This window comes from Fictibacillus sp. 7GRE50 (genome assembly GCF_015903875.1).
In the GTDB taxonomy this organism is placed as follows: domain Bacteria; phylum Bacillota; class Bacilli; order Bacillales; family Fictibacillaceae; genus Fictibacillus; species Fictibacillus phosphorivorans.
In genome coordinates, this window is sequence record NZ_JACZDW010000002.1 from 130,997 (window position 1) to 152,918 (window position 21,922).

Sequence of the window (21,922 nt, forward strand, 5' to 3'; positions counted from 1 at the left end):
ATGGTTGTTTCCAAAACGTTTTCGGTCTTGGTCTAAGTAAAAACCACTATCTGTGGTTTTCGGTTGTTGATTCTCTTTTTATGAATGCAGTCTGAAGAACTTTATTCTTTTCAACTTCCTTTCCTTCTAGCAATTTCGTTAGAAGTGTAGTAGCTTCAAACCCTAATTTATAGCGATCTTGTGCAATCGTAGATAGAGAAGGCGTTGAATAAGCGGATAGGATAATGTTGTCATAGCCAACAACAGATAGATCTTTTGGTAGTATCTTACCCATCTTTTTAGCGGCTCTCATAGCCCCCATCGCCATTAGATCACTGGCACAAAACAGCGCTGTAATCTCAGGGTGTTTACTTAATAGTTTGGTTGTTTCAAGTTCTGCCGATTCCTCTAAAAAAGCACCGTTTACAACATACTCTTCGTTGAAAGGAATTTCTTTATTCTGTAATGCTTCCTGATAGCCTGCTAACCGTTCCCGGCTGACAAAAGCTTGACTGTGCCCATTAATCATCGCAATGTTTTTATGTCCGAGATCAGTGAGATGCTCTACCGCTGTTTGTGCTCCGCCTTTGTTGTCGGTTGTAACATATCCAACAGATTCACTTTCAATCGGTATATCGATTAGAATACAAGGAATATCGCTTTTTAATACCTCATCCAAATAAGGATCGTCTGTTTTAATTCCTTGCAGAATCACCCCTTCTACTTTTCTTTCATTGCACAGCTGGTTATACGTTTTTTCCTGTTGTTTTTTTGAATCTGTACTGATTAATACTAGTTCATATCCAAGCTCTCCAGCACAGTCATTAACGCCGCAGAGTACTTCAAAAGTAAAATTATCTTTACTTCCTTCAATTCGAAGTCCAGATACGAGCAATCCAATGGTTTTCGTCTTTTTCATCACAAGACTTCGAGCTAGCAAACTGGGACTATAATTAAGTTCTTGAGCGATCACCTTAATTTTTTCCCTTGTCTTTTCGTTTACATCAGAGTAGCCGTTCAACGCTCTCGAAACCGTTGTAACAGATACACCTGCTTTTTTTGCAACATCTCTAATTGTAGCCATTCGCATCCTCCAAAACGTTTTGGAATTGATTAGTTGTTATCTTAACGTTTTTTGTGACCGCTTTCAAGTATAAGTTAGTAACATTTTAAAAACCCTGAGAGAAGTCTCTTAAGACTAATCACAGGGTTTTTTAGCATCTACTTGTTTTCTTCTACTTTTTCATGAGGAATTTCTTCTGTTGGAGTTCCAGTTTCAGCAGAATTTTCAATAATACGTTCCTCTTTCCAAGATTCTTTTTCATTATGGATCTGGTGCAACTTTTTCACTTGTCGCTGCAGTTGAATTACTTTAATCAGACCAAATAGTCCGACTGATAGGCCACCGATTACGGCTGATCCTAAAATGACGAGTACTAATGGCCAGTTGGCAGTTCCAAAGAGGTAGTTGATCTCTACATCACCAACGTTTATGACCGCGAATGTTGCTATGATCAGTGCGAAGATAAAACCAAATAATAGATACAATTGCATTTTCATTATTATCACCTCATTGTTATCTATTCCCTCAATGACAGGGAAATTCACCTAAATATTTATAAAATTTTTTTTGAAGTTAAGCAGCTATGATTTCGGGTAACCTTGTATTATGAGGAGGTGCTTCATTGACGATTAAAGCCTATGTTTATGACGCATATGGAACGCTTTTCGATGTACATTCAGTTACTGAAAAAGCCGAATTTCTTTTTAGTGGTCATGGTGCTGCCATTAGTGAAGAGTGGCGAAAAAAACAAGTAGAGTATTTCATGCTTCACCAACTAACTGGAACATACATTCCATTTTCCGAAATCACACGCAATGCTCTTTTATATACTTTAAAAAAATTCTCTCTACAATGCAAAGAAGATGCACTTGATTCCTTAATGGAGGCTTATCTAGAGCTCCAAGTGTATGAAGAAGTTCCCGAAACTCTTCATAAAATTCAACAGAATAATGTAAAGCAGGTTATTTTTTCTAATGGAACTTATAAAATGTTAAAGCCATTAATTGAAAAAAGAAAGCTCACTGATGTTATCGATCTACTTTCAATTGAGGATGTTAAACAATATAAACCTGCACCTGCTGCCTATCAGTATGCTCAAGAGACGTTAGCGGTAAACCGAGATGAAATCTTATTCATGAGTTCTAACTATTGGGACATAACGGGTGCAGCAACATATGGTTTTAAGACTGCATGGATCAATAGAGGAAATCAGCCAATGGATGTATTAGGTGTAACTCCTCATTATATATTTGCCTCCCTCAATGATTTGTTGAAAGAAAAAGAGCTGCACTCATAACGATGCAGCTCTTACCTATCCTTCGTATGACTTCTAGAATTAACTACATAATCCGGAATTAACAAAGTACCGATGAAGAATAAACTACCCCCACCTATGCGAATAAGCCTTTCATGTCCAGTATCTATCATAAAAGAACTTAGCATAATTAGTGCACCTATAATAACGAACGTAATTCCCCAATATCGATATTTCAATATAAGCACTCCTTGTTTTAAAAAGCTAATTCAGCCACCTCATGATAAAAGACTTATTTTCTTCCAATTCTTTTTCTTGTTTTTCAGAAGTAGGAATCTGCTCTCCTTGCACGTTACGAATCTTCTTTTCAGCTTTAGATTCTGAATAGTTCGTATGAGATACAAACCAACCGGAATCCTCTTTCTTTATACGAACCCATACATCTTTTTGACAATCTGCACAGGATTCCATTTTGTAGTAGTGAAGCTTGTAAATATATTCCTTACTATTTATACGATATTCAAACTGATCTAACTCTTTAAATGAGTATGTAGGTTGTTCTTCTTTATTAGTTTCTGAAATTATATCCACGTATTTCATTTTTTCTGAATCGGAGAGTAATGTATATTGCATTGATTCATTATTTATTAACTTGGCCTCTCCCCACTGTCTAGCAATTCCTTGTGTCTCAACACTTTGATCATCTATATCTACAACAAGAACAAACAAAAGACAAACGATCAAGAAAGTAAATATTAAACGAAATGCATAGGTTGATTCCTTATCTTCTTTTAATTCCAATTTAAATTTAATTTTGTCTTCATTCATTTCGTACTCCTGGCTGACTTTTATTAATCTCCACACTCACAACTGTTTGCCATGTTTCAGGTTTATGACATTTCATTGCAGGAGTTAAATAGATTTCTTTATAACTTGATTTCAGTGAAAGACTCTCTTGATCAGCAAAGTTCATGATTTCACTTAAAGTCTCAATTGAGTTTCGATAGTGACCTCTATGTAACTTTTGAACACAAGTGAGCGACTCATTAGAAATGAGTTGTAGTGTAGAAAGCTTCTTTCCTAATCTCTTTTCAACGTGAAAACATGCTTCATCAAATAATTCTTCGGTTATACAATCAGGTACTTGCATCATTTGAGTTGTAAGAGATCTGCTGTCATTCTTCTCGTGCCATAAAATCTCGTGAGGCATAAGAGTAAATTTATATCTCAACTTATTTTTTGTTAAATGTTTAAGCTGATTTACGACTTTCCAGACGATCCATTGCTCATCAACTGGTTCAGGTCTACCTGCCCAATCCATTTGATATTTCGTGTTCATCTCTTGCGTAACAAACTTCATAGCTGGTATCTCACGAACAGCAACTGGTCCCATCTTCATTTTATAGATCTCAGAATGAATGTTTCGATGGTCATGAGTCATTAAGTTCGTTTTCATCATAGCACCTCCTTCAATAAGGATTGGAAAATAATGATAATAAAAGAATAGCATAAAATAAACCGAATTTCTTTACAAAGGAGAGATTCAATTGTACAAAAAGTGGCTAATAGGATTAGGAATGTTTTTGCTTTCCTTTGGGATCATCTTCATGCTTTTCAATACTTACTTCTTGGCTGTGACACCAGAAAAACACATGGAATGGATAGAAAGATACGGCTGGAAAGCAGACGTTTTTCTTCCACATAAGAAAGTATTTGTGATTCCTATTCAGCCTGAGTTGCGGCATACATACCAACTTGCCGATGTTAATTTTCATGGTTTAGAAAAGGGCACTATTGAACAAAATGTTTATCGGCTAAAAGGGAATTGCGGGAATCATCATCTTGAAGCTGTCCTATTAACGTATGAAGAGAATATAATTGATAGCTTCATTCAACTGTCTGAAAGTGACCCTGGTATTGTTAAGATGATGGACCAACCTGTGTTCATGGAACAAATTTGTCAGAAGCAGTGATTCGTGCATCCTCTTTTTCTCATCAGAAAGCTTTAAAAACGCAAAAAAAACACTTATTTCTTAAAGTCACAAGTGTTTTCTCTTTTTCTCTATTTACTTCTTACTTCAACTTCACTCAGCCCTCTTGTTAACTGATCAGAATCAAGATCTTCACCAATAAAAACAAGTCTTAGCGGCAACTTCATCAACTCTTTTTCATATGTAGGCAATCCATATGAGTACTGAAAGAGATAAATTTGATCTATAAATTGAATATACCCTTTAATTCTATATATTGATGAAGGTACATTTCTGAGCCAGTGTTCAAACAACTCTTTATTCACAGGTGCTTCAAACCTATACATAAATGTTTTCACTTTTAGTTTTTCTGCTGACACAGATTGATGTTCTGATCGTTTCTTTACCGAAAGTAAAAAAAGTTGAGATAGTTCTACTTTTGCAAAATCTGTTAATACAAAAGGAGTTCCTTCATTCAACCTTGTTGAATCACTCGTCAGTTGCTTCTTCTGTTTCTCCGTCAAAGCGCTTGTTTTGTTCCACACGATGTAATCGGCGTGTTTGATCTGCTCCATCATGAGCATTTTCGCCTGAACATTCATTCCCTCACGATCCAACCATCGAGGCGCGTCCATGACTGAAATAATTCCTGATATCTGTAAATCGTCGATTAGATACGGTGACAAACAGGCATCAAGAACATCTATAGGATGAGCTACACCTGTTGCTTCAATGATCAAAGTATCCAGTTCATTTTCCTTACAAAGTCCCCAAAGCTGTTTTTCAAGCTGATCTGATAAAGAGCAGCATATACAGCCGTTGAGAAGTTCTTTTAGTGGCACATCTTCTGGAACACTATCAGAATCTATTGAAACTTTCCCGATCTCATTCATCAACACAGCCGTTTTATGATTATGTTCTTTTTCATACGCTAGCAGCTGTTTGAGTAACGTTGTTTTTCCACTTCCTAAAAAGCCAGCGAGAATAATAACATTTGCTTTCTTTTTCATCGTACACCTCAAACTTAATTCTTTTATATGGCATCAATTTCTTCATTTTAACACAAAACAAAAAACAGCCTATTTACAGGCTGTTAACATTAAGTTTAGCTAATAATTTTTTTATGATATCAAGGCTTACTTCTTCCCAAAGAGCATGGTCAGTCGTAAACAAACTAGAGATACGATCAGCAAATAGTTTGAATGCTTTTTCATATCGTGGATCTTCTTTAGAAGGTATCTTCTTTTTGCGTTCTTCTACGATCTGCTGCAATTTTGGTGCACGCGGCCCCCACTTTACAACCTCTTTGCCCTTTTCATCAATAAAGATGATGATGGGAATTGATTTTGCTTTTGCAGTTAAGTATCGATCCATTAATTCCGGATGCTGGTCGCGTAAGATAAAGCGGATATCTATAAGTGCTTCATCTGCCATGCGCATAAAAACAGGAAGATTCAACATCGCATCGCCACACCAATCTTCGGTAATAACGATCGCTCTCAACCGGTTTTTTTGGATGCCTTGCAACGCATCTTTCATAGGTTCAGGCAGTACGAATGAATTATATATCGTAAGCAAGTTTTCCTTGTGTGTTTTCATTGAATGGATATATGCATAGCGTGTCATGCCTTTATCGAACCATGTATTGAGGTCAGTCATCATCCTGTGTTCCTCCCTGTTTATCTTGTATTCTTATTTTAACCAAACAAGGGGGAGTTGTGGCAACGAAAACGCCTTAAATTTATTTTTTTGGTTCTTTTAACCTGCTCTCAGCTTTTTCTGGAGTTGGGAAACAGCGAATAAAAGCAGGTATCTCTCATTCGGCGTTAACCGGAGCCAGTCCTTCGCTTTGTACTTCATACTGATTTCCACCTTTCACTAACATTTATCATACGTAACTATCTAATACCTCTTTTCACATAAAAGAAAACTTTTTTTAACACATAAGTTTTCGTCATTTATTGAGGAATTTCGCATTATTGCTCTTATTTTCTTTTTTCTCCTATAATTTTTTCCGAAAGAAGACGGGTTTCTTTTCATAAAAATAAGGGAATGGATACGAAAACAGGGGAGGGGTTATATGGTATGAAAATGCTTAGCGAAGATGTCAAAACTTTATTCTTTACAGACGATGGGAAGATTCCGAATCATCCTTCCTGGCCAGTTTTGCTATACGTAGGTAAATTAAAAGAGCCACAGGATGCATTAGACGTTTTTGAACAAAACGGTTGGACAAATGGTTGGAAGAACGGTGTTTTTGATTATCATCATTATCATAGCAATACACATGAAGTTCTCGGAGTTATGAGCGGCGAGGCTGTCCTTCTTCTTGGAGGAGAGGATGGCGTGTCAGTTACTGTTTCAAAAGGGGATGTCATCGTACTCCCTGCTGGTACTGGACATAAGTGTATCGGTAGCAGCACGGATTTCAAAGTAGCTGGAGCTTACCCAAACGGTATGGAGCACAACTTAAAAAAGGGTGAACCTGCTGATCGACCTGCTGTATTAGATGATATTATGCTCGTACCCTTACCTGATAAAGATCCTCTTTTTGGAAGTGATGGTCCTCTGATGGAATTGTGGAAAAGTTAATGAATACATGCAGAGAGTGCCCTCCAAAGTGAAGAGCACTCTTTTTTATAAATTTGTATTCTCTCTCCACCACTTGGAGCTAGATCGTAACTCTGAGCCAAGAGTTACTGTCTCACCAATCTGAGGTGTACATATTTTAACATTCATTTTTGTTGCAGCATTTACAGCTCTTTCAACAGGGTCTGTCCAATCGTGCAGAGATAGTGTAAAAGCTCCCCAATGGATTGGAATCATGACTGTGCCTCTTACGTCAATGTGCGCTTGTACTGTTTCTTCAGGCATCATATGTATCGCAGCCCACTTCTCATGATATTGTCCACATTCCATTAAAGAGAGATCAAATGGTCCATATTGATCTCCAATCTCTTTAAAGTGTGGCCCATATCCACTGTCTCCACTAAAATAAATGTTAGATTGCTTTCCTTGAATAATCCAAGAACACCATAGAGTTGAGTTACGGTCATTTATGCTTCTTCCTGAAAAATGGCGTGCTGGCGCACAGATTAATGAAATTTCATCGACTTTTATTTCATCCCACCAATTACATTCCTTTATACGTTCTAGTTCCACTCCCCACCTCTTTAAATGTCCAGCAACACCAAGCGGGACAACAAACTGTTTCACTTTATGTTTGAGTTGTTTGATGGTTCCATAATCCAGATGGTCATAATGATCATGTGACAAAACCACTAGATCCACTTGGGGAAGTTCTTCAATTTTAAAAGGCAGTTCTTTGCTATAACGTTTGTTTCCAAACCAGGGAACCGGGGATGGCGCGGAGCCGAACATTGGATCGATGAGTATGCGTTTTTTTTCCATCTCTATCAATAATGCTGAATGTCCAAACCAAGTTACCCTTGTTTCATGATTTGCTTTTTCAGGTAACTGAAACGAGTGTATAGGAATTGCTTTCTTAGGCTGACGATTCGGGCTTCCACTTAAAAATTCTTTTAATACAGGGAGCATAGAGCGTAGGTCGGAAGTCATCACTGTTTCTATCTGATTGGTAAAAATACCTTTTTGATAGTGTTCAACTGGTTCATAGGTGCTCCTATCATGTTTTGAAGGTTTCTTTCCAAAAACAGGATGAAACATCATAAATAAAAATACAGCAGCTACAATTACAAGTAGAATGCCTAATAAAAGCATAGTTACGTTCCTCTCTATTTTACAGTAGTGCTCATATATTACTCCTTTTCAAATCATAGAAGCAACTTTCCAGTACTTTTTCCCCCAATGAAAAGCGAACAACCTGGAGCAGAAATCAACTGCTTTCAAAGAGCATTAATAAATACGAACACATTTTTCTGAGTACTTAAAAAAACGACAAAAAAGCTAATCCATGTGAAAATACCTCATCTCACTGAATCAGCTTTTATTCCATCTATTCATTTAAGCACTTTCCTTTTCCTTTTTCTTTACTGCTTTCTTTCGCTTTCTTTTCTTTTTCTTTTGAAGCTCTTCTTCTTTTGCCCGATTCTTTGCTCGTCTACTTATCTCTTCATAGATTCTAATGCATAGTGTCGCAAAGCTGATCAGCAACGCAATAATTTTGTACGCCATCCCCATACACGCCCTTTCTTCCTAAGAAACGGGGCAAACTTTATGAATCTGACTCTTTCGCTGCAGCCGTTTCAATAGGAGTTCTCATCGCTCTTAAATTCTCCTGATCGCAAACTGCTTTTTCTTGTGCATTTAAAACTAGCAATCCATTTCCTTCTGCTTTCTTTGTTAATCCGATACTTAACGTATTTTTTACCAATTGAGCGTAAACCTCCGCTTCTGAAAGTTCACGGCCAAACAATTTTTCTTCTCGTTCAATCAGTAATGCAGCTGCTCCCGATACATGAGGCGTCGCCATAGAAGTTCCAGATAACTTTGCATATTTATTTCCTGGATAGGTTGAAACAACATCAACGCCCGGAGCAACCAGGTCAATCTCATCATTGGTGTTTGAAAACGGAGCAAGTTTCATTTTAGCATCCACTGCACCCACTTGAACGACCTCTTTATACACGCCAGGATAAGCATGCTCATTCGTATTTTCCTTATTATCCCCTTCGTTACCTGCTGCACAGACTACAAGCACATCTTCCAATACGGCTCTTTGAATAGATTCATGTAACTCAGGTACATCCGTCGGTCCACCAAGAGACATCGAGATCACACGTACTCTTTCTCCGTTTTCTCCTCTCCATTTGACTGAGTAATCAATAGCATCGATGATTCCTTGATATGATCCACCGCCATCTTTACCAAGAACTCTACAGATCAAGAGTTTCACATCTGGAGCCACACCAGCTACACCGGCATTGTTTAAAGTAGCTGCAATCGTACCTGCAACATGTGTTCCGTGATAATGGGCATCTTGATAATCTTCTTCATTCCCATCAACAAAATTCCGTCCATCAATGACCCTTTCAGCAAGCTCCGGATGGCTCGTGTCACAACCTGTATCTAGTACGGCAACAACCACACTCTGTCCTTTTTCACCTTCACGCCAAAAAGCTGGTGCATTGATCATCTCGACTCCGTATGGAATCTCTTCTTTTGATTCTTCTATGACTTCTTCTAACACAAACGGAATTAAGCAAACTTCACTCATCATCTTTACCTCCTTTTTATTTAAAAAGAATGTTTGTAAAGAAAGTGACGCTAGGAAATACAAGGGGAAATTCTGAACCTCCCTTCTTATAAAATATAATACACGTAAGAAAAAAGATTCTAGTTGAGGATTTATATTACTATTCTACCAAATTGTTAAAAGTTACCACAAGTCCTGTATTTAAAATGAGCTATTAAGTCTACATCGACATTTTACGCAATGCGAACATATGTCCTTATCCTTAAATTCCAACACGATTCGACAAGATTTGCTAGTTCTATTAAACTATGGCAAACAAAAAACTTCCAAGGCTAGAACAAATCTAGCCTTGGAAGTTTGAAAGCATAAATAAAAGATTAGTAGCGTACTGCGTCTGCTGCGTTTACACGACCTTTAGAGTAGTAAGATCCTGTTCCTGAGATTGGATCTGCAGTGTTCTCGATTGCAGCACGGATATTAGAAGCACTTCTTCCTTGTGAAGCAAGTAAGCCTGCAACACCTGCTACTAGAGGACAAGCCATGGATGTACCAGACATGTAAGCATATCCTCCATTACGTACAGTAGAAGCGATGTCTACACCAGGAGCAGCAACGTCAACCCAAGATCCATAGTTAGAGAAAGAAGCACGAAGGTCATTGCGGTCAGTTGCAGCTACTGCAATGGCACCCGAATAGTATGCTGGGTAGCTAGGTGCTGAAGTGTTTTCGTTACCTGCTGCGGCAACTACAACTACTCCTTTAGAGACCGCATAGTTTACTGCGTTTTGTAATGAAGTTGCAGATCCAGGTCCGCCAAGACTTAGTGAAACTACTTTTGCTCCGTTATCTACAGCATGGTAGATTCCGTTCGCAACATCATCAAGAGATCCGCTTCCGTTCGCATCAAGTACACGTACAGCATAGATAGATACGTTTGGTGCCATACCTGCGATACCTCTAGCGTTATTCGTTGCTGCTGCTGCGATACCAGCAGCATGTGTTCCGTGGTCGTTCTGATCCATTGGATCCCAATCATCACTTACATAGTCATACCCTTTAATGACTTTTCCAGCTAGATCAGGGTGATTGTAATCAACACCTGTATCAATGATTGCTATTTTTGTAGTAGATGAACCGCGTGTGATGTCCCAAGCTGATTGAGCACTTACTTTTTGAGGTGCATATTGTACTCCGTTTGAGAAATACGTGTCATTTGGAGTCCAGCTCGCATGGTATGTATAGTTTGGCTCTGCATACTCTACATCTCCACTCGCTTCATATTCTGCAATGGCTGCATCTACGTTTCCGTCTTTTACTTTGATTACATGAAACTTAGAGCCTTTTTCTTTTACTTCATCTTTTCCTTTTACTGCTAGCGACTTTACTTTTGACTCTGACACGCTGTCTTTAAATTTTACGATAATTTCTTGAGGTGTAACCTTTGCTTTCACCTCTGTGCTTTTTGCAGCTGCCGCTGGTGTTGCAAGTGAAACTACTAATGGTAAAACCGCTGCCATCGTGGCAATCTTCTTAATCATTTACTTCACTCCTCTAATTTGGTGTTGAACTACAATTTCTAATATAGAGCCCAATTTACAGAAAATAAAGAAGAATTTTACTATTCTAACAAAAACAAATATAAACTACTAATTTTTAAAAGTTTTAACTTAAAATAGGAATAAAGTCATTGATTAGACTCTTATTTTATTACTTCTTTCCTCATCTAGACGTAGATATGACCTAGTATGAAGAGTGATTTTTTTAGAATTAAAAAGCTTAAGAGTTTAAAATTTTCTGCAAGAGGAATACCTAAAGAAGAAACTTATTTTGGAGGGATGTTCACATGTTACAAACAGGAGACACTGCACCTGACTTTACTATTAAATCCGAAACCGGAGAATCTTTCTCCTTTTACAATCACCTTGAAAAAGATGATCGTTTTCACTTACTTGTCTTCTTCCGTGGTGAATGGTGCCCGGTATGTAATGATCAATTGAAAGAGCTAGAGCAAAATATTGATACATTCAAAGAATTGAATACTCACATCATCGCGATTTCTACTGATGAAGAACAAAACCTAAAGAAGATGAAGGACAAACATTCCCTTTCTTTTCCTGTTTTCAGTGATACAGAACGTGTGGCGGGAGAAACATATGGGGTTCAATACCATAACGGAAAATTATATGACGATCATGGTGAACATGGAGAACCTGCGTTATTTTTAGTTGATGATCAAAAACGAGTTGTCTATTTTGATATTCAAACAGGACCTTTCGGACGACCAACAGCAGAAGATTTAAGAAAGACAATAAAATATATTAAAAAAACGTTAAGATAATATAAGAAAACGACGAAGCGAGGCAGTACCAACCTCACTTCGTCGTTTGTTGTTTTCAGGTTTGTGAATCCACTTACCCTTCTTCTGTCCCTACAAAATATTCATTCTTCCGATAAGATAGAGCGCTCACATGAGCAACAAGCTCTTTATCGTTCTCCACTCTCACTTCATACCAAGAAGTTCTATGATTACGTTTAATCTCTATAGCTCTTGCTGTAATTTTATCACCACTTTGACATGCAGCGAGATATCCAATATTTACAGAAAGTCCTACTGATGTTTTTCCATAGGAATTACATGCTACAGCAAAGACAAAGTCAGCAATGGCAAATAATGCAGCACCATGTGCTGTACCATGAGCATTGAGCATATTTTCTGAGATTGTCATTTGTGCTACTGCCGATCCTGGTCCAACCTCTACTAATTCAATACCTAACCACTCTGCAAAAGTATCATTCTTTAGTTTTTCCTCAATCTCCTTCGCATACTGAAAATGCACATCACGATCGTCTCTTTTTATCTTCATTATTCTCACCTCGCTATAAGACATTCTTGTTATAACAAACAATCCCCTTCTTTCATTAATAAGGATTAACACTTCACATTACTGACGAATACATTTACAATAAGATAACTAAACCTATGAGAAAGGTCGGATTTACATGTCCCACTCCTCCATTTCAATTCCAAGACCTTTAGTGCGAACAAATCAGTGGTTTATTTTTTTATCAACGCTAGCAACATGGCTTTCTGGTCAAACTTGGTTTTTGTTACTACCTTTAATCGCTGGACTTCTAGGTATGTTCTTCGATTACAATCCTATAATGAGAGCTGCTAAATTATTCTTGAAAAAGAAACCTTCTGAATACATTCCAGAAGATAAAGATCAGCAACAGTTTAATCAATTGATTGCGATCTCACTCCTTACTGTAGGATTTTTAAGTCATTTAATGGGATGGAGTACTATAGCTTGGACTGCTACTATAATGGTTGCAACAGCTTCGTTCGTAGCCATACTTGGCTTTTGTATCGGGTGCTTTATCAGGTTCAGATGGCAGCAATATCGTTACAAAAAAGCTCAAGACTCTAACTAAAGCATAAAAAAGAACCATTCCCTTTACCTGTGAATGGTTCTTTCCAATTTTATCGCTTCAAATACAAAGCTTTGTCTAGTCCTATCGAGAGAACGACTCCCTTACTCCCTGGAAAAACGAATCTTGAGTGTTCCTATTTTTCTAAATGAATAGCTTTTTCAGTTAACAGAAATTTGATTACAAATTTTTCTACTATAACCTCACATGAAAATGAGTGAGTACTCACTTGACGATTTAAATCCTACCGCATATGATATTTATAAATGAGTGATTACTCACTTTAATTCTGGAGGTGGTTTCCATATGCAAACCGTAATTCAAGTGAAAAATGTTTCTAAAAATTATCGATCTCATCAAGTGTTACAGAACATTGATTTAACGGTGAACAAAAATGAAATCTATGGATTGCTGGGTCCATCAGGTGCTGGGAAAACAACACTTGTTAAGATGATTGCAGGGATCGAAACCCCAACAACTGGCAGTATATGTGTTCTTGATTCGGATATGCCAAAACTTAACACCATGACACAAATTGGATTTATGGCTCAATCTGATGCTCTTTATGGAGAATTAAGCGGAAAGGAAAATCTTGAATTTTTCTCCTCTATTTATGGTTTAAAGGGACAAAAACAAAAAGAACGGATCGATCAGGCATCAGACCTCGTAAACCTTACAAACTTCCTGCAAAAACCCGTTAATCAATATTCCGGGGGCATGAAACGGAGATTATCTTTAGCTGCTGCACTCTTGCATGACCCTAAGATCCTCATTCTAGATGAACCTACTGTAGGAATCGATCCTGTTCTCAGGCAATCTATATGGGATGAGCTGTATAAGCTAAGCAAGAGTGGTACAACGATCTTAGTCACAACACATGTAATGGATGAAGCAGAAAAATGCAACCAGCTGGGAATGCTTCGTGATGGAAAGCTAATTGCATCTGGTTCACCAAGAGAACTAAAGGATAACACTTCAAGCGCTTCAATCGAAGAAGCATTTCTTTATTATGGAGGTGTTCATCATGCGAATTAAGGCACTTGTGATCCGGATAATCAGACAATTCGTGCGGGACAAACGTACACTCGCGATGATGTTCATTGCACCTCTTCTCATCTTAACGCTTGTGAACCTCGTTTTTTCAAGCAATGACTATGAACCAAAGATAGGCGTTGTCAGTGATCAACAAATGGTGGTAGACAAACTGAAATTATCAGATAAAGCTTTCATAGTTTATCAAAAGCGTTCAGAAGCTCATCAAGACTTATCAGAAGAAAAACTTGATGCCGTACTTGATGTCGAACTTCCCTCAACTACTATTACTCTAGAAGGAAGCAATCCGACAGCAAACAAGGCTTCTATTATGATGATTGAAAAGACATTGAAAACAATGCCGGATCAAGACACAGAAAAAACAAAATTAAATCCGGAGATTCATTATTTGCATGGTTCAGCTGATATGGAAACTTTCGACTATATCGGTCCATTCTTAATAGGATTTTTTATTTTCTTTTTCGTTTTTTTAATCTCAGGGGTTTCATTTCTGCGTGAAAGAACGACTGGAACACTTGAACGGCTGCTTGCTACTCCGATGCGTCGATGGGAAATGGTAGTTGGATATGTTTTAGGCTTTGGCATTTTCACGATTCTACAATCAGCCATTATTGTTTCGTTCGCCATCTATGTTCTCGATATTATGATGGTTGGGTCTCTTTGGTTAGTAATTTTGATTACACTGATGCTTGCTATAACGGCCCTCTCACTCGGAACATTACTTTCTGCTTTTGCAACGAACGAACTGCAGATGATTCAATTCATCCCGCTCGTCGTGGTACCGCAAGTGTTTTTCTCTGGCTTATTTACCATTGAAACAATGGCAGATTGGCTTCAGCCCCTGAGCTATATTATGCCTTTAACATACGGAGGAGAAGCGATTAGGGATATAATGATTCAAGGTGACGGTTGGGGAGATATTTACGGAAACGTGCTAGTGCTCCTTGGGTTCTCTCTTTTATTTATGATATTAAACGTGCTCGCTTTGAAAAAACACCGAAGACTATAAGTTAAGCGTTTGTACTGCCTGACTTTAGTGTCTATAATGAAGAAAATGTACGTTTTTAAAAGGAGTAGCTTTAATGTCCAATTTAGACTGGATTAACGACCTAATTAACGATCACGATGTCCCAACGATGAGCGATAAACAGCGAAAAATCTTAGAAGCAGCCATCGATACATTCTCAGAAAAGGGATATGCCGCTTCTTCTACGAGTGAGATTGCCAAAAAAGCTGGAGTTGCTGAAGGTACGATTTTTCGTCATTTTAATACGAAAAAAGAGCTGTTGCTTGCTATTGTTACACCAACAGTAGCAAAATTTGTAGCTCCCTTCTTCATCAAGTCCTTCACTAAAGAGGTATTTGAAAACGAATATGAACATTATGAAGATTTTATAAGAGTGATTGCTAAAAACAGGCTTGAATTCGTTCGGAAGCAATTTCCTGTATTAAAAATTTTTATTCAAGAGATTGCTTTTCACGATGAATTACGCGAGCCTTTTCAAAAGCTTTTTACTGAACATGTTTATCAAAAATTCAAGAAAATCATCGAGCACTTCCAAGAAAAAGGGGAGATTGTTTCCCTTCCTCCGGAAACGATTATGCGCATGACTGCATCAAGTATCATAGGCTATATCCTGCCACGCTTTCTTCTCTTCTCTGATAAAGAATGGGATGATGAAAAAGAAATTGATCAAATCGTGGCGTTTATTATGTATGGTCTTACAGGAAAACGATAACGTAAAAACAGAACCCGCTTTCTAAAGAAACGGGTTCTGTTTTATTCTACTAGTATTTGAGGTTCGGGGGTAAAGTGAGAAAGTTGAACATTAGGATCAGTTGTTGTCGGTGACATTACCTTAGCAGCGGGACTAATAGCAATGAGCAAACAAATGATGACAAATATATTCACTTTCTTCATACACTCACCTCCCACTCTTCACTTTAAATCTTCATTTATCCTCGAGATTCATAATATACATTACCCAATATTCTCACATTCTCAAGCCTGTTTTTTTGGTGTGATCGGTTTTAGTGTGCTTTTTTCACTTAATAGAATAACGAACAAGCAAACAGCAAGAACTAAAAATATAATGCCAGAACCCATAAAGCCATTTGAATAGGATGGTATATCTACAGTTGGAACCCTCTCATTGATTTCTATTCCTAAAAAGAACACACCAATGCTGTCTCCATCGACCTGGGTTTCAGCAACCTCCCTTAGATTTAGTCCATAGGTTAACAATAAGATACCTAATATAGAAAAAAGGATACCTATTAACCACCTCATCTTTCAATCTCTGAAACAGTTTCTTTCCGTAAAGTTTTATACTTTGGACTCAGGACACTCCAAACATCAAAACAATTTCCATCTGGATCGAAAAAAACGAAATTCTCACCGTCATGTCCACGATCTTCAATATCTCCTGTTTGTATGCCCTGAGTTCTAAATTCAGCATGCAAGTTATACAGTTCTTCCTTTCCGTCTACTTCAAATGTTAATGAAAATCTTTTATCCCCTTTGTAGTCTGTAAAGTTTGAAGTCTCATCTTTCAATGACCTCACTAGAAAAAAACTTTGGTCTGCTAGATCTAGTATGGCTTTTTCCTCATCACAATAGTTGATCGTTGCACCAAGCTCTTCAGCGTACCACTTAGCTGAATGATCAACATGCAAAACAGGTACATAGGTCGTACCTACACGGATTAGTTTTTTATTCAAGGATATCTCCTCCTCATAAAATAGATTTATTTAATATAAAAAATTCTTCTATTAAAAGAAAAATCCTCCTAGAAAACAAGGGAACTCGTCATGCGTAGCAGAAATAGTTTTATAACAAAATACTTGGAGAGTGATTACTTCATGAATCATTATCAATTTAAAAATACAATCCCTGTCCTTCGAATATTTGATGAAGATAAGGCAAGAGAATTCTACTTTGATTTCCTTGGATTTTCATTAGATTGGGAACATCGTTACGAAGAAGATTTCCCCATCTATATGCAGGTTTCTCTAGGGGAATGCTCTTTACACCTATCCGAACATCATGGTGATTCGAGCCCTGGAATAAAAGTAAGGATACATGTTGAAGGAATCGAAGCCTACCATCAATTTTTGGCAGAAAAAAAGTATAAGTATGCTAGACCTGGACTTGAAGAGGCACATGGCTTTAAAGAGGTTAGAGTAGGTGATCCATTTGGTAATGAATTTTGTTTTGTAGAACGGATTGAATCACTGTAATATGTTTTCAGAAAACGAGCAAAAAGACACCTCGAGTTAAAACTCCAGGTGCCTTTTTTCATTTATCTAACGCTCTTTTGGCTAGCGTACTAATAACCATATCATCCATCGGAGGATTATGAAGCCCTGCTCTAACATCCCGGTAATGTCGTTGTAGGGGGTTTGACATAGCTAGACTTCTTGCTCCAACAATCCTCATAGCGAGATCAACCACCTTTGCGGCCGCATTCGTTACAACGTGCTTCACTGCCATCAATTCTGGACCCATTTGCATTCTGCGATGAGGTTCATTTACCCATATTCGAGCAACACTGTATAATAGCTCTCTAGCATGAAAAAGCTCAAGCTCCATCTCCCCCACCTTTCGTTGCACTTCTGGTACTTCTCCTATTGGTCCTCTCAGACTGTTGGGTTTGTACGTTTTTGCAAAGTGAACGGCTTCATTGCGAGCTGCAACCGCAACGCCAATGTAACACGCTGGTATATGAAGCAGCCACGCTTTTGGCAATTCGCTTTTGCCTCGTTCTTGTTCGACTAAAGCATTGTTTTCAACTTTTACATCCTTCATGATAAGATCATCACTTCGAGTTCCACGCATCGCTACAGTGTCCCACGTTTCTTCAATTGATACACCTTCGGATTTCATAGAAATCATGAAATTCCCTTTCTTACCCGTATCTCCTACCTGTGCCGAAACAATTGCATAATCAAGGGCTGGGGCCATAGAAGTGAAGGTTTTCCTACCATTGATAATCCACTTATCATCATTTTGAAATGCTGTTGTTTGCGGCATTCCTCCACGAGTAGGACTTCCTGTTGCTGGCTCCGTTGCTGCACGGTTCACTAAAACTCGATCATTCACTACCTTTTCACAAAGCATCTTAAATATTTCATCATCCCAAGTTCGCTCTTCTGCAAGTTCTAAAAAACAGCCAAGGTGCCATCCGATACACAAAGCAGTAGCTGCATCACTAGTCGCAATTTTCTCTTGTAATAGAACAAACTCGTACAAACTTAATCCTTCTCCACCAAACTCAGTCGGAATGGTTAATGATAGGTACCCCGCTTCTTTTAACTCTTTTATATTTTCAAATGGAAATTCACTTTTTTGGTCATATGTGTCCGCTCTCTTAGCAAATCCACCAGCAAGAGCATCAATCTTATCAAACCATTCTTGCTGTTTCTTTGTTTTTATATATCTTTCATATAAATAATCCACACGATGACAATCCCTTCTTAACAAATCAAAACACTATGGTTTTTAAAAATAGTTTATGCCCTTTACATAAAAAACGGCAAGGTATTAGTCTCATAATTCCCCTTTGACATCTTACTGACACATTAATCCTTCATGATCACTATATGAAACAGCTTATTTTAGAAGAATATATGAGCTCAATTGAATGTTGAGTAGATTTTATAAATTTTTTTATATTTTACTACGCCTGACATGATGCTGACACGTTCAATGGTTACATTATTGGTACAAGGAAAGAAACACAACACTTTAGAAACTTAGTAGGAGGAACATTCAATGAAAAAGAAAGTAATCGGATTTACAATCGCAGGTGCATTACTAGTTGGTGGTTATGCTACAACTTCTCTTGCAGCAGATGATGATCGTTCTAGTTCGAATTCAGTTTCAGAAAAATGGGAGATGAAAGACAAAGGGTTTGGACACAAACATTTCAGAGGTTTACTTAAAGGAAACTCAGAAGAATTAATTAAAAAAGCCAAAGAACTTGGAATTGCTACAAGTGGGAAAGATGCTGAAACGCTCATGAAGGAAATTCGTGACGCAAAAATCAAAAAGGAAGCAAAGGAATTAGGCATTAAGACTTCTGGTAAAGAAATTGATACACTCTTTGAAGAAGTAAAGCTAGCTAAACTAAAAGAAAAAGCTAAAGAACTTGGAATCTCTACCACAAACAAAGATGCCGAAGTTCTACGCGATGAAATTCATATGGTAAAGATTAAGAAGGAAGCAAAAAAACTAGGTATTGCAACTGATGGAAAAGATGAACAAACATTAAGACAAGAAATCAAACAAACCACTCTAAATAAAAAAGCAAAAGAGCTTGGCATCTCTACTGATGGCAAAGACCAAGAAGCGCTTCAACAGGAAGTGTTGACTGCTGCGATAAAAAAAGAAGCTAAATCATTAGGTATTCCTGTGGACGGAAAAGATATTCGTGAAGTTGCTCAGGAAGTTACACGTGCAAAAGTAAAAGCTGATGCAAAAAAACTTAATATAACGATTGATGGAAAAACCATTCCAGAAATCGCTTCAGAAATCAAAAAGAAAAAGATAGAAAAATTAGCAAAAGAACTTGGCATTTCAACAAAAAACCGATCAACGAGAGAACTAATTGAAGCTATTGAAAAGAAAGATGCAAATAAACTAGAAGCATTAAAAGATGAAGACTTCTTCCCTTTGATGGGTAAAGGTTACGGAGGCTTTGGACCAGGTGGTCACCAAATTAAACATCATAAAAAAGGACAGCGTTTCGAAGGTGAAGCACCTCCTTCAAACAATAAGATGCAACCTCAGATGAATGAGCAGTCCGAGTTCGGAATCGATATGTAAAGCCTATGATCCCCAGTCTATAAAACTGGGGATTTTTACAGTATAGTATGAGTAACAGGAGGTATGAACATGAAAAGTATATTGCTAGTAGAAGATGAAGTAACCATATCAAGAGTATTAAGTGTCTATTTAAAACACGAAAACTTTGATGTTGTTCAAGCATTTGACGGTAAGACCGCACTTCAACAGTTCAAAGAAACTTCCTTTAACCTAGTATTGCTTGATGTAATGCTTCCCGATCATGATGGGTGGTCAATCCTTCAAGAGATTCGTCGAAATAGTTCATGCCCTGTTATCATGCTCACAGCCTTAGGAGACATTGATTATCGCTTGAAAGGATTAAATCAAGGAGCAGATGACTACATAGCAAAGCCCTTTATCGGCGAAGAAGTAATTGCGAGAGTTCATGCAGTCCTTCGTCGATCTACGAATGTACTAGAAACCGAGAACACAAAACAATACGGAAGTCTGAGCATCAACTTCGACTCTCATTCTGTAAAAATAAATGGTGAGCCTATCATTCTAACACCAAAAGACACCTCCTTATTGCTCTTTTTGGCCAATCATCCAAACCGCACCTACACAAGAGAGATTTTAATTGAACAAATATGGGGCTTAGATTATTATGGCAGCGAACGTGCTGTAGACTTATCGATCAAACGTGTTCGTCAAGCACTCTCTGCATGGCCAGACACACAAGGAGAAATCCGAACACTTAGAGGACTGGGGTATCAATTCTGTGTATACGAATAAAAAAGACAGAACAACTTTATTAAAGTATTGGACCACCCGATATGTCCTCACCCTCTTTATTGGTCTTCTAATCTTAGGTTTATGTTCTTTGTGGTGGATACGGCATACGGCTTTAGAAAATCGTTTAACACTCATGGAATACATGGCAGCTGATACAGCGGATCGTATTGAATCCGGAGACAGAAAGAATGATTTAGGTCGGTTCAATCGTAAACTAGATGATCGCGCAGAACTATTGCAGATGGAAAAGCCACCTGAACTATATATTACGGATTTGAATGGTAACATTCTTAATCTGAAATCTATAAAAAAGAATCCAGATGCAAATAAACCTACATTAAAATTGAATGCTATCCCGGTTGAAATAGTAGACAGTGAAAAAACAACTAACACATTTAAAGTGAATGGCAAGTCTGCCTATGCAGTCAAAAAACCTTTAATATACGCTGGAGTCCAAGCAGGTTGGGTAATTATCATACAATCTGCCTCAAACCTCTCAGATGTGGATCAGGGTTATCGTCTTCCTATCTTCCTATTGATAAGCCTTGGTCTTCTCGGATGGTTGATCATCTATATTTTATTGAAAAAGATTCTAAAACCCATCCAAGATGTGGCACATGCTGCTTCTCAGATTAAAGATGGAAATTACGACATTCAATTAGCTACAGATGCTAAAGAACAAGAAATTTATGATCTTTTAACTTCCTTTGAACAGATGAGTACGAAGTTGAAGCATTTAGAAAAGCTCCGAGCAGAATTACTGGCAGGAGTTACACATGACTTAAAAACACCTGTTACGTCTATTAGTGGTCTCGTGCAAGCTGTTAAAGACGGGATTGTTTCGGGAGATGAAAAAGAAGAATTTCTGCAGATTACAATGAAGGAAATTTATAGATTGCAAAGGATGATTGAAGATTTATTAGATTATAACTCTCTTTCCGCTGGGGCTTTTACGATGCGTAATGAAACATGCAACATGAACGAGCTTGTTCAAGATATCGTTCACCAATGGAGTATGACCAAGAACAAAGAAGTTATGTGTAAGGCTATTGTTCCAGAAAGCTTAATATATAGAGAAGTTGATCCACTTCGTTTACAGCAGATCATCATTAACCTCTTAAACAATGCTTATCAAGCTTTAGGAGATGAAAAAGTGATCAGCGTTGTCTTGTACGAAAATAGGATTGAAGTGACAGACACAGGGTCAGGGATTTCCGAAAATGAACAGCCTTATGTATTCGAACGGTTTTTTCGTGGTGAAAAGAAAAAGTTAAAAGTGCGCGGCCTTGGCCTTGGACTACCATTTAGTAAAATGCTAGCAAAAGCGTTAGGTGCAGATTTAGTTCTTAAAAAAAGTTCCCTTACTGGAAGCACTTTTTTAATAGAATGGAAAAAATAAGTATTACACATTTACAAG

General features: G+C 37.7%; 28 protein-coding genes. 12 read left to right on the plus strand and 16 right to left on the minus strand.

Annotated features, from left to right (window positions below; all coding sequences use genetic code 11):
• Positions 1 to 46: 46 nt before the first annotated feature.
• Together IHV12_RS07745 and IHV12_RS07750 are read right to left on the minus strand one after the other, a co-directional pair.
• Positions 47 to 1,063, minus strand: coding sequence for a LacI family DNA-binding transcriptional regulator (locus IHV12_RS07745; RefSeq protein ID WP_197127328.1), 1,017 nt, complete (start codon positions 1,061 to 1,063; stop codon positions 47 to 49).
• Between the two features lie 137 nt (positions 1,064 to 1,200).
• Entirely contained in the window at positions 1,201 to 1,539 is a 339-nt protein-coding gene (locus tag IHV12_RS07750) for a LapA family protein (protein WP_197190473.1), read from the minus strand.
• A gap of 125 nt (positions 1,540 to 1,664) precedes the next feature.
• Here IHV12_RS07750 and IHV12_RS07755 point away from each other — a divergent pair, with 125 nt between their 5' ends.
• Entirely contained in the window at positions 1,665 to 2,339 is a 675-nt protein-coding gene (locus IHV12_RS07755; protein WP_197190474.1) for a haloacid dehalogenase type II, read from the plus strand.
• Positions 2,340 to 2,350: 11 nt separating this feature from the next.
• Here IHV12_RS07755 and IHV12_RS07760 read toward each other — a convergent pair whose 3' ends face one another.
• The 3 genes from IHV12_RS07760 to IHV12_RS07770 are packed head-to-tail and all read right to left on the minus strand — an operon-like array spanning position 2,351 to position 3,756.
• Positions 2,351 to 2,536 carry a hypothetical protein gene (locus IHV12_RS07760; protein WP_197190475.1) on the minus strand — a complete coding sequence of 62 codons (186 nt, stop codon included), beginning with the start codon at positions 2,534 to 2,536 and terminating at the stop codon, positions 2,351 to 2,353.
• A gap of 25 nt (positions 2,537 to 2,561) precedes the next feature.
• Positions 2,562 to 3,125, minus strand: a complete 564-nt coding sequence (locus tag IHV12_RS07765) for a hypothetical protein (RefSeq protein ID WP_197127325.1) — start codon at positions 3,123 to 3,125, stop codon at positions 2,562 to 2,564.
• Positions 3,118 to 3,756 carry a hypothetical protein gene (locus IHV12_RS07770; protein ID WP_197190476.1) on the minus strand — a complete coding sequence of 213 codons (639 nt, stop codon included), beginning with the start codon at positions 3,754 to 3,756 and terminating at the stop codon, positions 3,118 to 3,120. The genes IHV12_RS07765 and IHV12_RS07770 overlap by 8 nt, the downstream gene beginning before the upstream one ends.
• Positions 3,757 to 3,844: 88 nt before the next feature.
• Here IHV12_RS07770 and IHV12_RS07775 point away from each other — a divergent pair, with 88 nt between their 5' ends.
• Positions 3,845 to 4,270 carry a hypothetical protein gene (locus tag IHV12_RS07775; RefSeq protein WP_197190477.1) on the plus strand — a complete coding sequence of 142 codons (426 nt, stop codon included), beginning with the start codon at positions 3,845 to 3,847 and terminating at the stop codon, positions 4,268 to 4,270.
• Positions 4,271 to 4,359: 89 nt separating this feature from the next.
• On the opposite strand, the gene IHV12_RS07780 is transcribed toward IHV12_RS07775, so the two are convergent.
• The gene (locus IHV12_RS07780; protein ID WP_197190478.1) at positions 4,360 to 5,277 is read right to left on the minus strand and encodes a CobW family GTP-binding protein; all 918 of its coding nucleotides are present in this window, start codon (positions 5,275 to 5,277) and stop codon (positions 4,360 to 4,362) included.
• 73 nt (positions 5,278 to 5,350) lie between these two features.
• On the minus strand, positions 5,351 to 5,929 hold the full coding sequence (locus tag IHV12_RS07785) for a thioredoxin family protein (protein WP_231607455.1): 579 nt from the start codon (positions 5,927 to 5,929) through the stop codon (positions 5,351 to 5,353).
• 423 nt (positions 5,930 to 6,352) lie between these two features.
• Here IHV12_RS07785 and IHV12_RS07790 point away from each other — a divergent pair, with 423 nt between their 5' ends.
• A complete protein-coding gene (locus IHV12_RS07790; RefSeq protein ID WP_197127322.1) occupies positions 6,353 to 6,859 on the plus strand; it encodes a cupin domain-containing protein in 507 nt (168 codons plus the stop codon).
• A 45-nt stretch (positions 6,860 to 6,904) separates the two neighbouring features.
• On the opposite strand, the gene IHV12_RS07795 is transcribed toward IHV12_RS07790, so the two are convergent.
• The 4 genes from IHV12_RS07795 to IHV12_RS07810 all read right to left on the minus strand — a co-directional run bounded on the left by IHV12_RS07795 (position 6,905) and on the right by IHV12_RS07810 (position 10,981).
• Positions 6,905 to 8,008 (minus strand): MBL fold metallo-hydrolase, encoded by a 1,104-nt coding sequence (locus IHV12_RS07795; protein WP_231620686.1) that lies wholly within the window; start codon positions 8,006 to 8,008, stop codon positions 6,905 to 6,907.
• Positions 8,009 to 8,251: 243 nt separating this feature from the next.
• On the minus strand, positions 8,252 to 8,422 hold the full coding sequence (locus tag IHV12_RS07800) for a hypothetical protein (protein ID WP_197190479.1): 171 nt from the start codon (positions 8,420 to 8,422) through the stop codon (positions 8,252 to 8,254).
• Positions 8,423 to 8,462: 40 nt separating this feature from the next.
• The gene (locus tag IHV12_RS07805) at positions 8,463 to 9,467 is read right to left on the minus strand and encodes a S8 family peptidase (protein ID WP_197190480.1); all 1,005 of its coding nucleotides are present in this window, start codon (positions 9,465 to 9,467) and stop codon (positions 8,463 to 8,465) included.
• A 353-nt stretch (positions 9,468 to 9,820) separates the two neighbouring features.
• The gene (locus IHV12_RS07810; protein ID WP_197190481.1) at positions 9,821 to 10,981 is read right to left on the minus strand and encodes a S8 family peptidase; all 1,161 of its coding nucleotides are present in this window, start codon (positions 10,979 to 10,981) and stop codon (positions 9,821 to 9,823) included.
• Positions 10,982 to 11,286: 305 nt separating this feature from the next.
• Here IHV12_RS07810 and IHV12_RS07815 point away from each other — a divergent pair, with 305 nt between their 5' ends.
• Positions 11,287 to 11,781, plus strand: coding sequence for a peroxiredoxin family protein (locus IHV12_RS07815; protein WP_197190482.1), 495 nt, complete (start codon positions 11,287 to 11,289; stop codon positions 11,779 to 11,781).
• Between the two features lie 73 nt (positions 11,782 to 11,854).
• On the opposite strand, the gene IHV12_RS07820 is transcribed toward IHV12_RS07815, so the two are convergent.
• Positions 11,855 to 12,307, minus strand: a complete 453-nt coding sequence (locus IHV12_RS07820) for a PaaI family thioesterase (protein ID WP_197190483.1) — start codon at positions 12,305 to 12,307, stop codon at positions 11,855 to 11,857.
• A gap of 136 nt (positions 12,308 to 12,443) precedes the next feature.
• Between IHV12_RS07820 and IHV12_RS07825 the strand changes: the two genes are divergently transcribed.
• From IHV12_RS07825 to IHV12_RS07840, 4 genes are all read left to right on the plus strand, one after another.
• On the plus strand, positions 12,444 to 12,875 hold the full coding sequence (locus tag IHV12_RS07825; protein ID WP_197190484.1) for a DUF4395 domain-containing protein: 432 nt from the start codon (positions 12,444 to 12,446) through the stop codon (positions 12,873 to 12,875).
• Between the two features lie 303 nt (positions 12,876 to 13,178).
• A complete protein-coding gene (locus IHV12_RS07830; protein ID WP_197190485.1) occupies positions 13,179 to 13,907 on the plus strand; it encodes an ABC transporter ATP-binding protein in 729 nt (242 codons plus the stop codon).
• Positions 13,897 to 14,934, plus strand: a complete 1,038-nt coding sequence (locus tag IHV12_RS07835) for an ABC transporter permease (protein ID WP_197190486.1) — start codon at positions 13,897 to 13,899, stop codon at positions 14,932 to 14,934. Before IHV12_RS07830 ends, IHV12_RS07835 begins: the two co-directional genes overlap by 11 nt.
• 73 nt (positions 14,935 to 15,007) lie before the next feature.
• Positions 15,008 to 15,664 (plus strand): TetR/AcrR family transcriptional regulator, encoded by a 657-nt coding sequence (locus IHV12_RS07840; RefSeq protein ID WP_197190487.1) that lies wholly within the window; start codon positions 15,008 to 15,010, stop codon positions 15,662 to 15,664.
• Positions 15,665 to 15,705: 41 nt separating this feature from the next.
• Here IHV12_RS07840 and IHV12_RS07845 read toward each other — a convergent pair whose 3' ends face one another.
• From IHV12_RS07845 to IHV12_RS07855, 3 genes are all read right to left on the minus strand, one after another.
• Complete coding sequence (locus IHV12_RS07845; RefSeq protein WP_197127312.1) at positions 15,706 to 15,846, minus strand: hypothetical protein; 141 nt, start codon at positions 15,844 to 15,846, stop codon at positions 15,706 to 15,708.
• 81 nt (positions 15,847 to 15,927) lie between these two features.
• Entirely contained in the window at positions 15,928 to 16,215 is a 288-nt protein-coding gene (locus IHV12_RS07850) for a hypothetical protein (protein ID WP_197127311.1), read from the minus strand.
• A complete protein-coding gene (locus IHV12_RS07855) occupies positions 16,212 to 16,646 on the minus strand; it encodes a VOC family protein (protein WP_197190488.1) in 435 nt (144 codons plus the stop codon). Before IHV12_RS07855 ends, IHV12_RS07850 begins: the two co-directional genes overlap by 4 nt.
• Positions 16,647 to 16,787: 141 nt before the next feature.
• On the opposite strand from IHV12_RS07855, the gene IHV12_RS07860 reads away from it, so the two are divergent.
• Positions 16,788 to 17,165 (plus strand): glyoxalase superfamily protein, encoded by a 378-nt coding sequence (locus IHV12_RS07860; protein ID WP_197128183.1) that lies wholly within the window; start codon positions 16,788 to 16,790, stop codon positions 17,163 to 17,165.
• Between the two features lie 58 nt (positions 17,166 to 17,223).
• Here IHV12_RS07860 and IHV12_RS07865 read toward each other — a convergent pair whose 3' ends face one another.
• Positions 17,224 to 18,384, minus strand: a complete 1,161-nt coding sequence (locus IHV12_RS07865) for an acyl-CoA dehydrogenase family protein (RefSeq protein ID WP_197190489.1) — start codon at positions 18,382 to 18,384, stop codon at positions 17,224 to 17,226.
• A gap of 315 nt (positions 18,385 to 18,699) precedes the next feature.
• On the opposite strand from IHV12_RS07865, the gene IHV12_RS07870 reads away from it, so the two are divergent.
• From IHV12_RS07870 to IHV12_RS07880, 3 genes are all read left to right on the plus strand, one after another.
• On the plus strand, positions 18,700 to 19,752 hold the full coding sequence (locus IHV12_RS07870; RefSeq protein ID WP_197190490.1) for a hypothetical protein: 1,053 nt from the start codon (positions 18,700 to 18,702) through the stop codon (positions 19,750 to 19,752).
• A 69-nt stretch (positions 19,753 to 19,821) separates the two neighbouring features.
• Positions 19,822 to 20,505, plus strand: coding sequence for a response regulator transcription factor (locus IHV12_RS07875; protein WP_197127307.1), 684 nt, complete (start codon positions 19,822 to 19,824; stop codon positions 20,503 to 20,505).
• A complete protein-coding gene (locus IHV12_RS07880; protein WP_197190491.1) occupies positions 20,492 to 21,904 on the plus strand; it encodes a sensor histidine kinase in 1,413 nt (470 codons plus the stop codon). Before IHV12_RS07875 ends, IHV12_RS07880 begins: the two co-directional genes overlap by 14 nt.
• Positions 21,905 to 21,922: the final 18 nt, after the last annotated feature.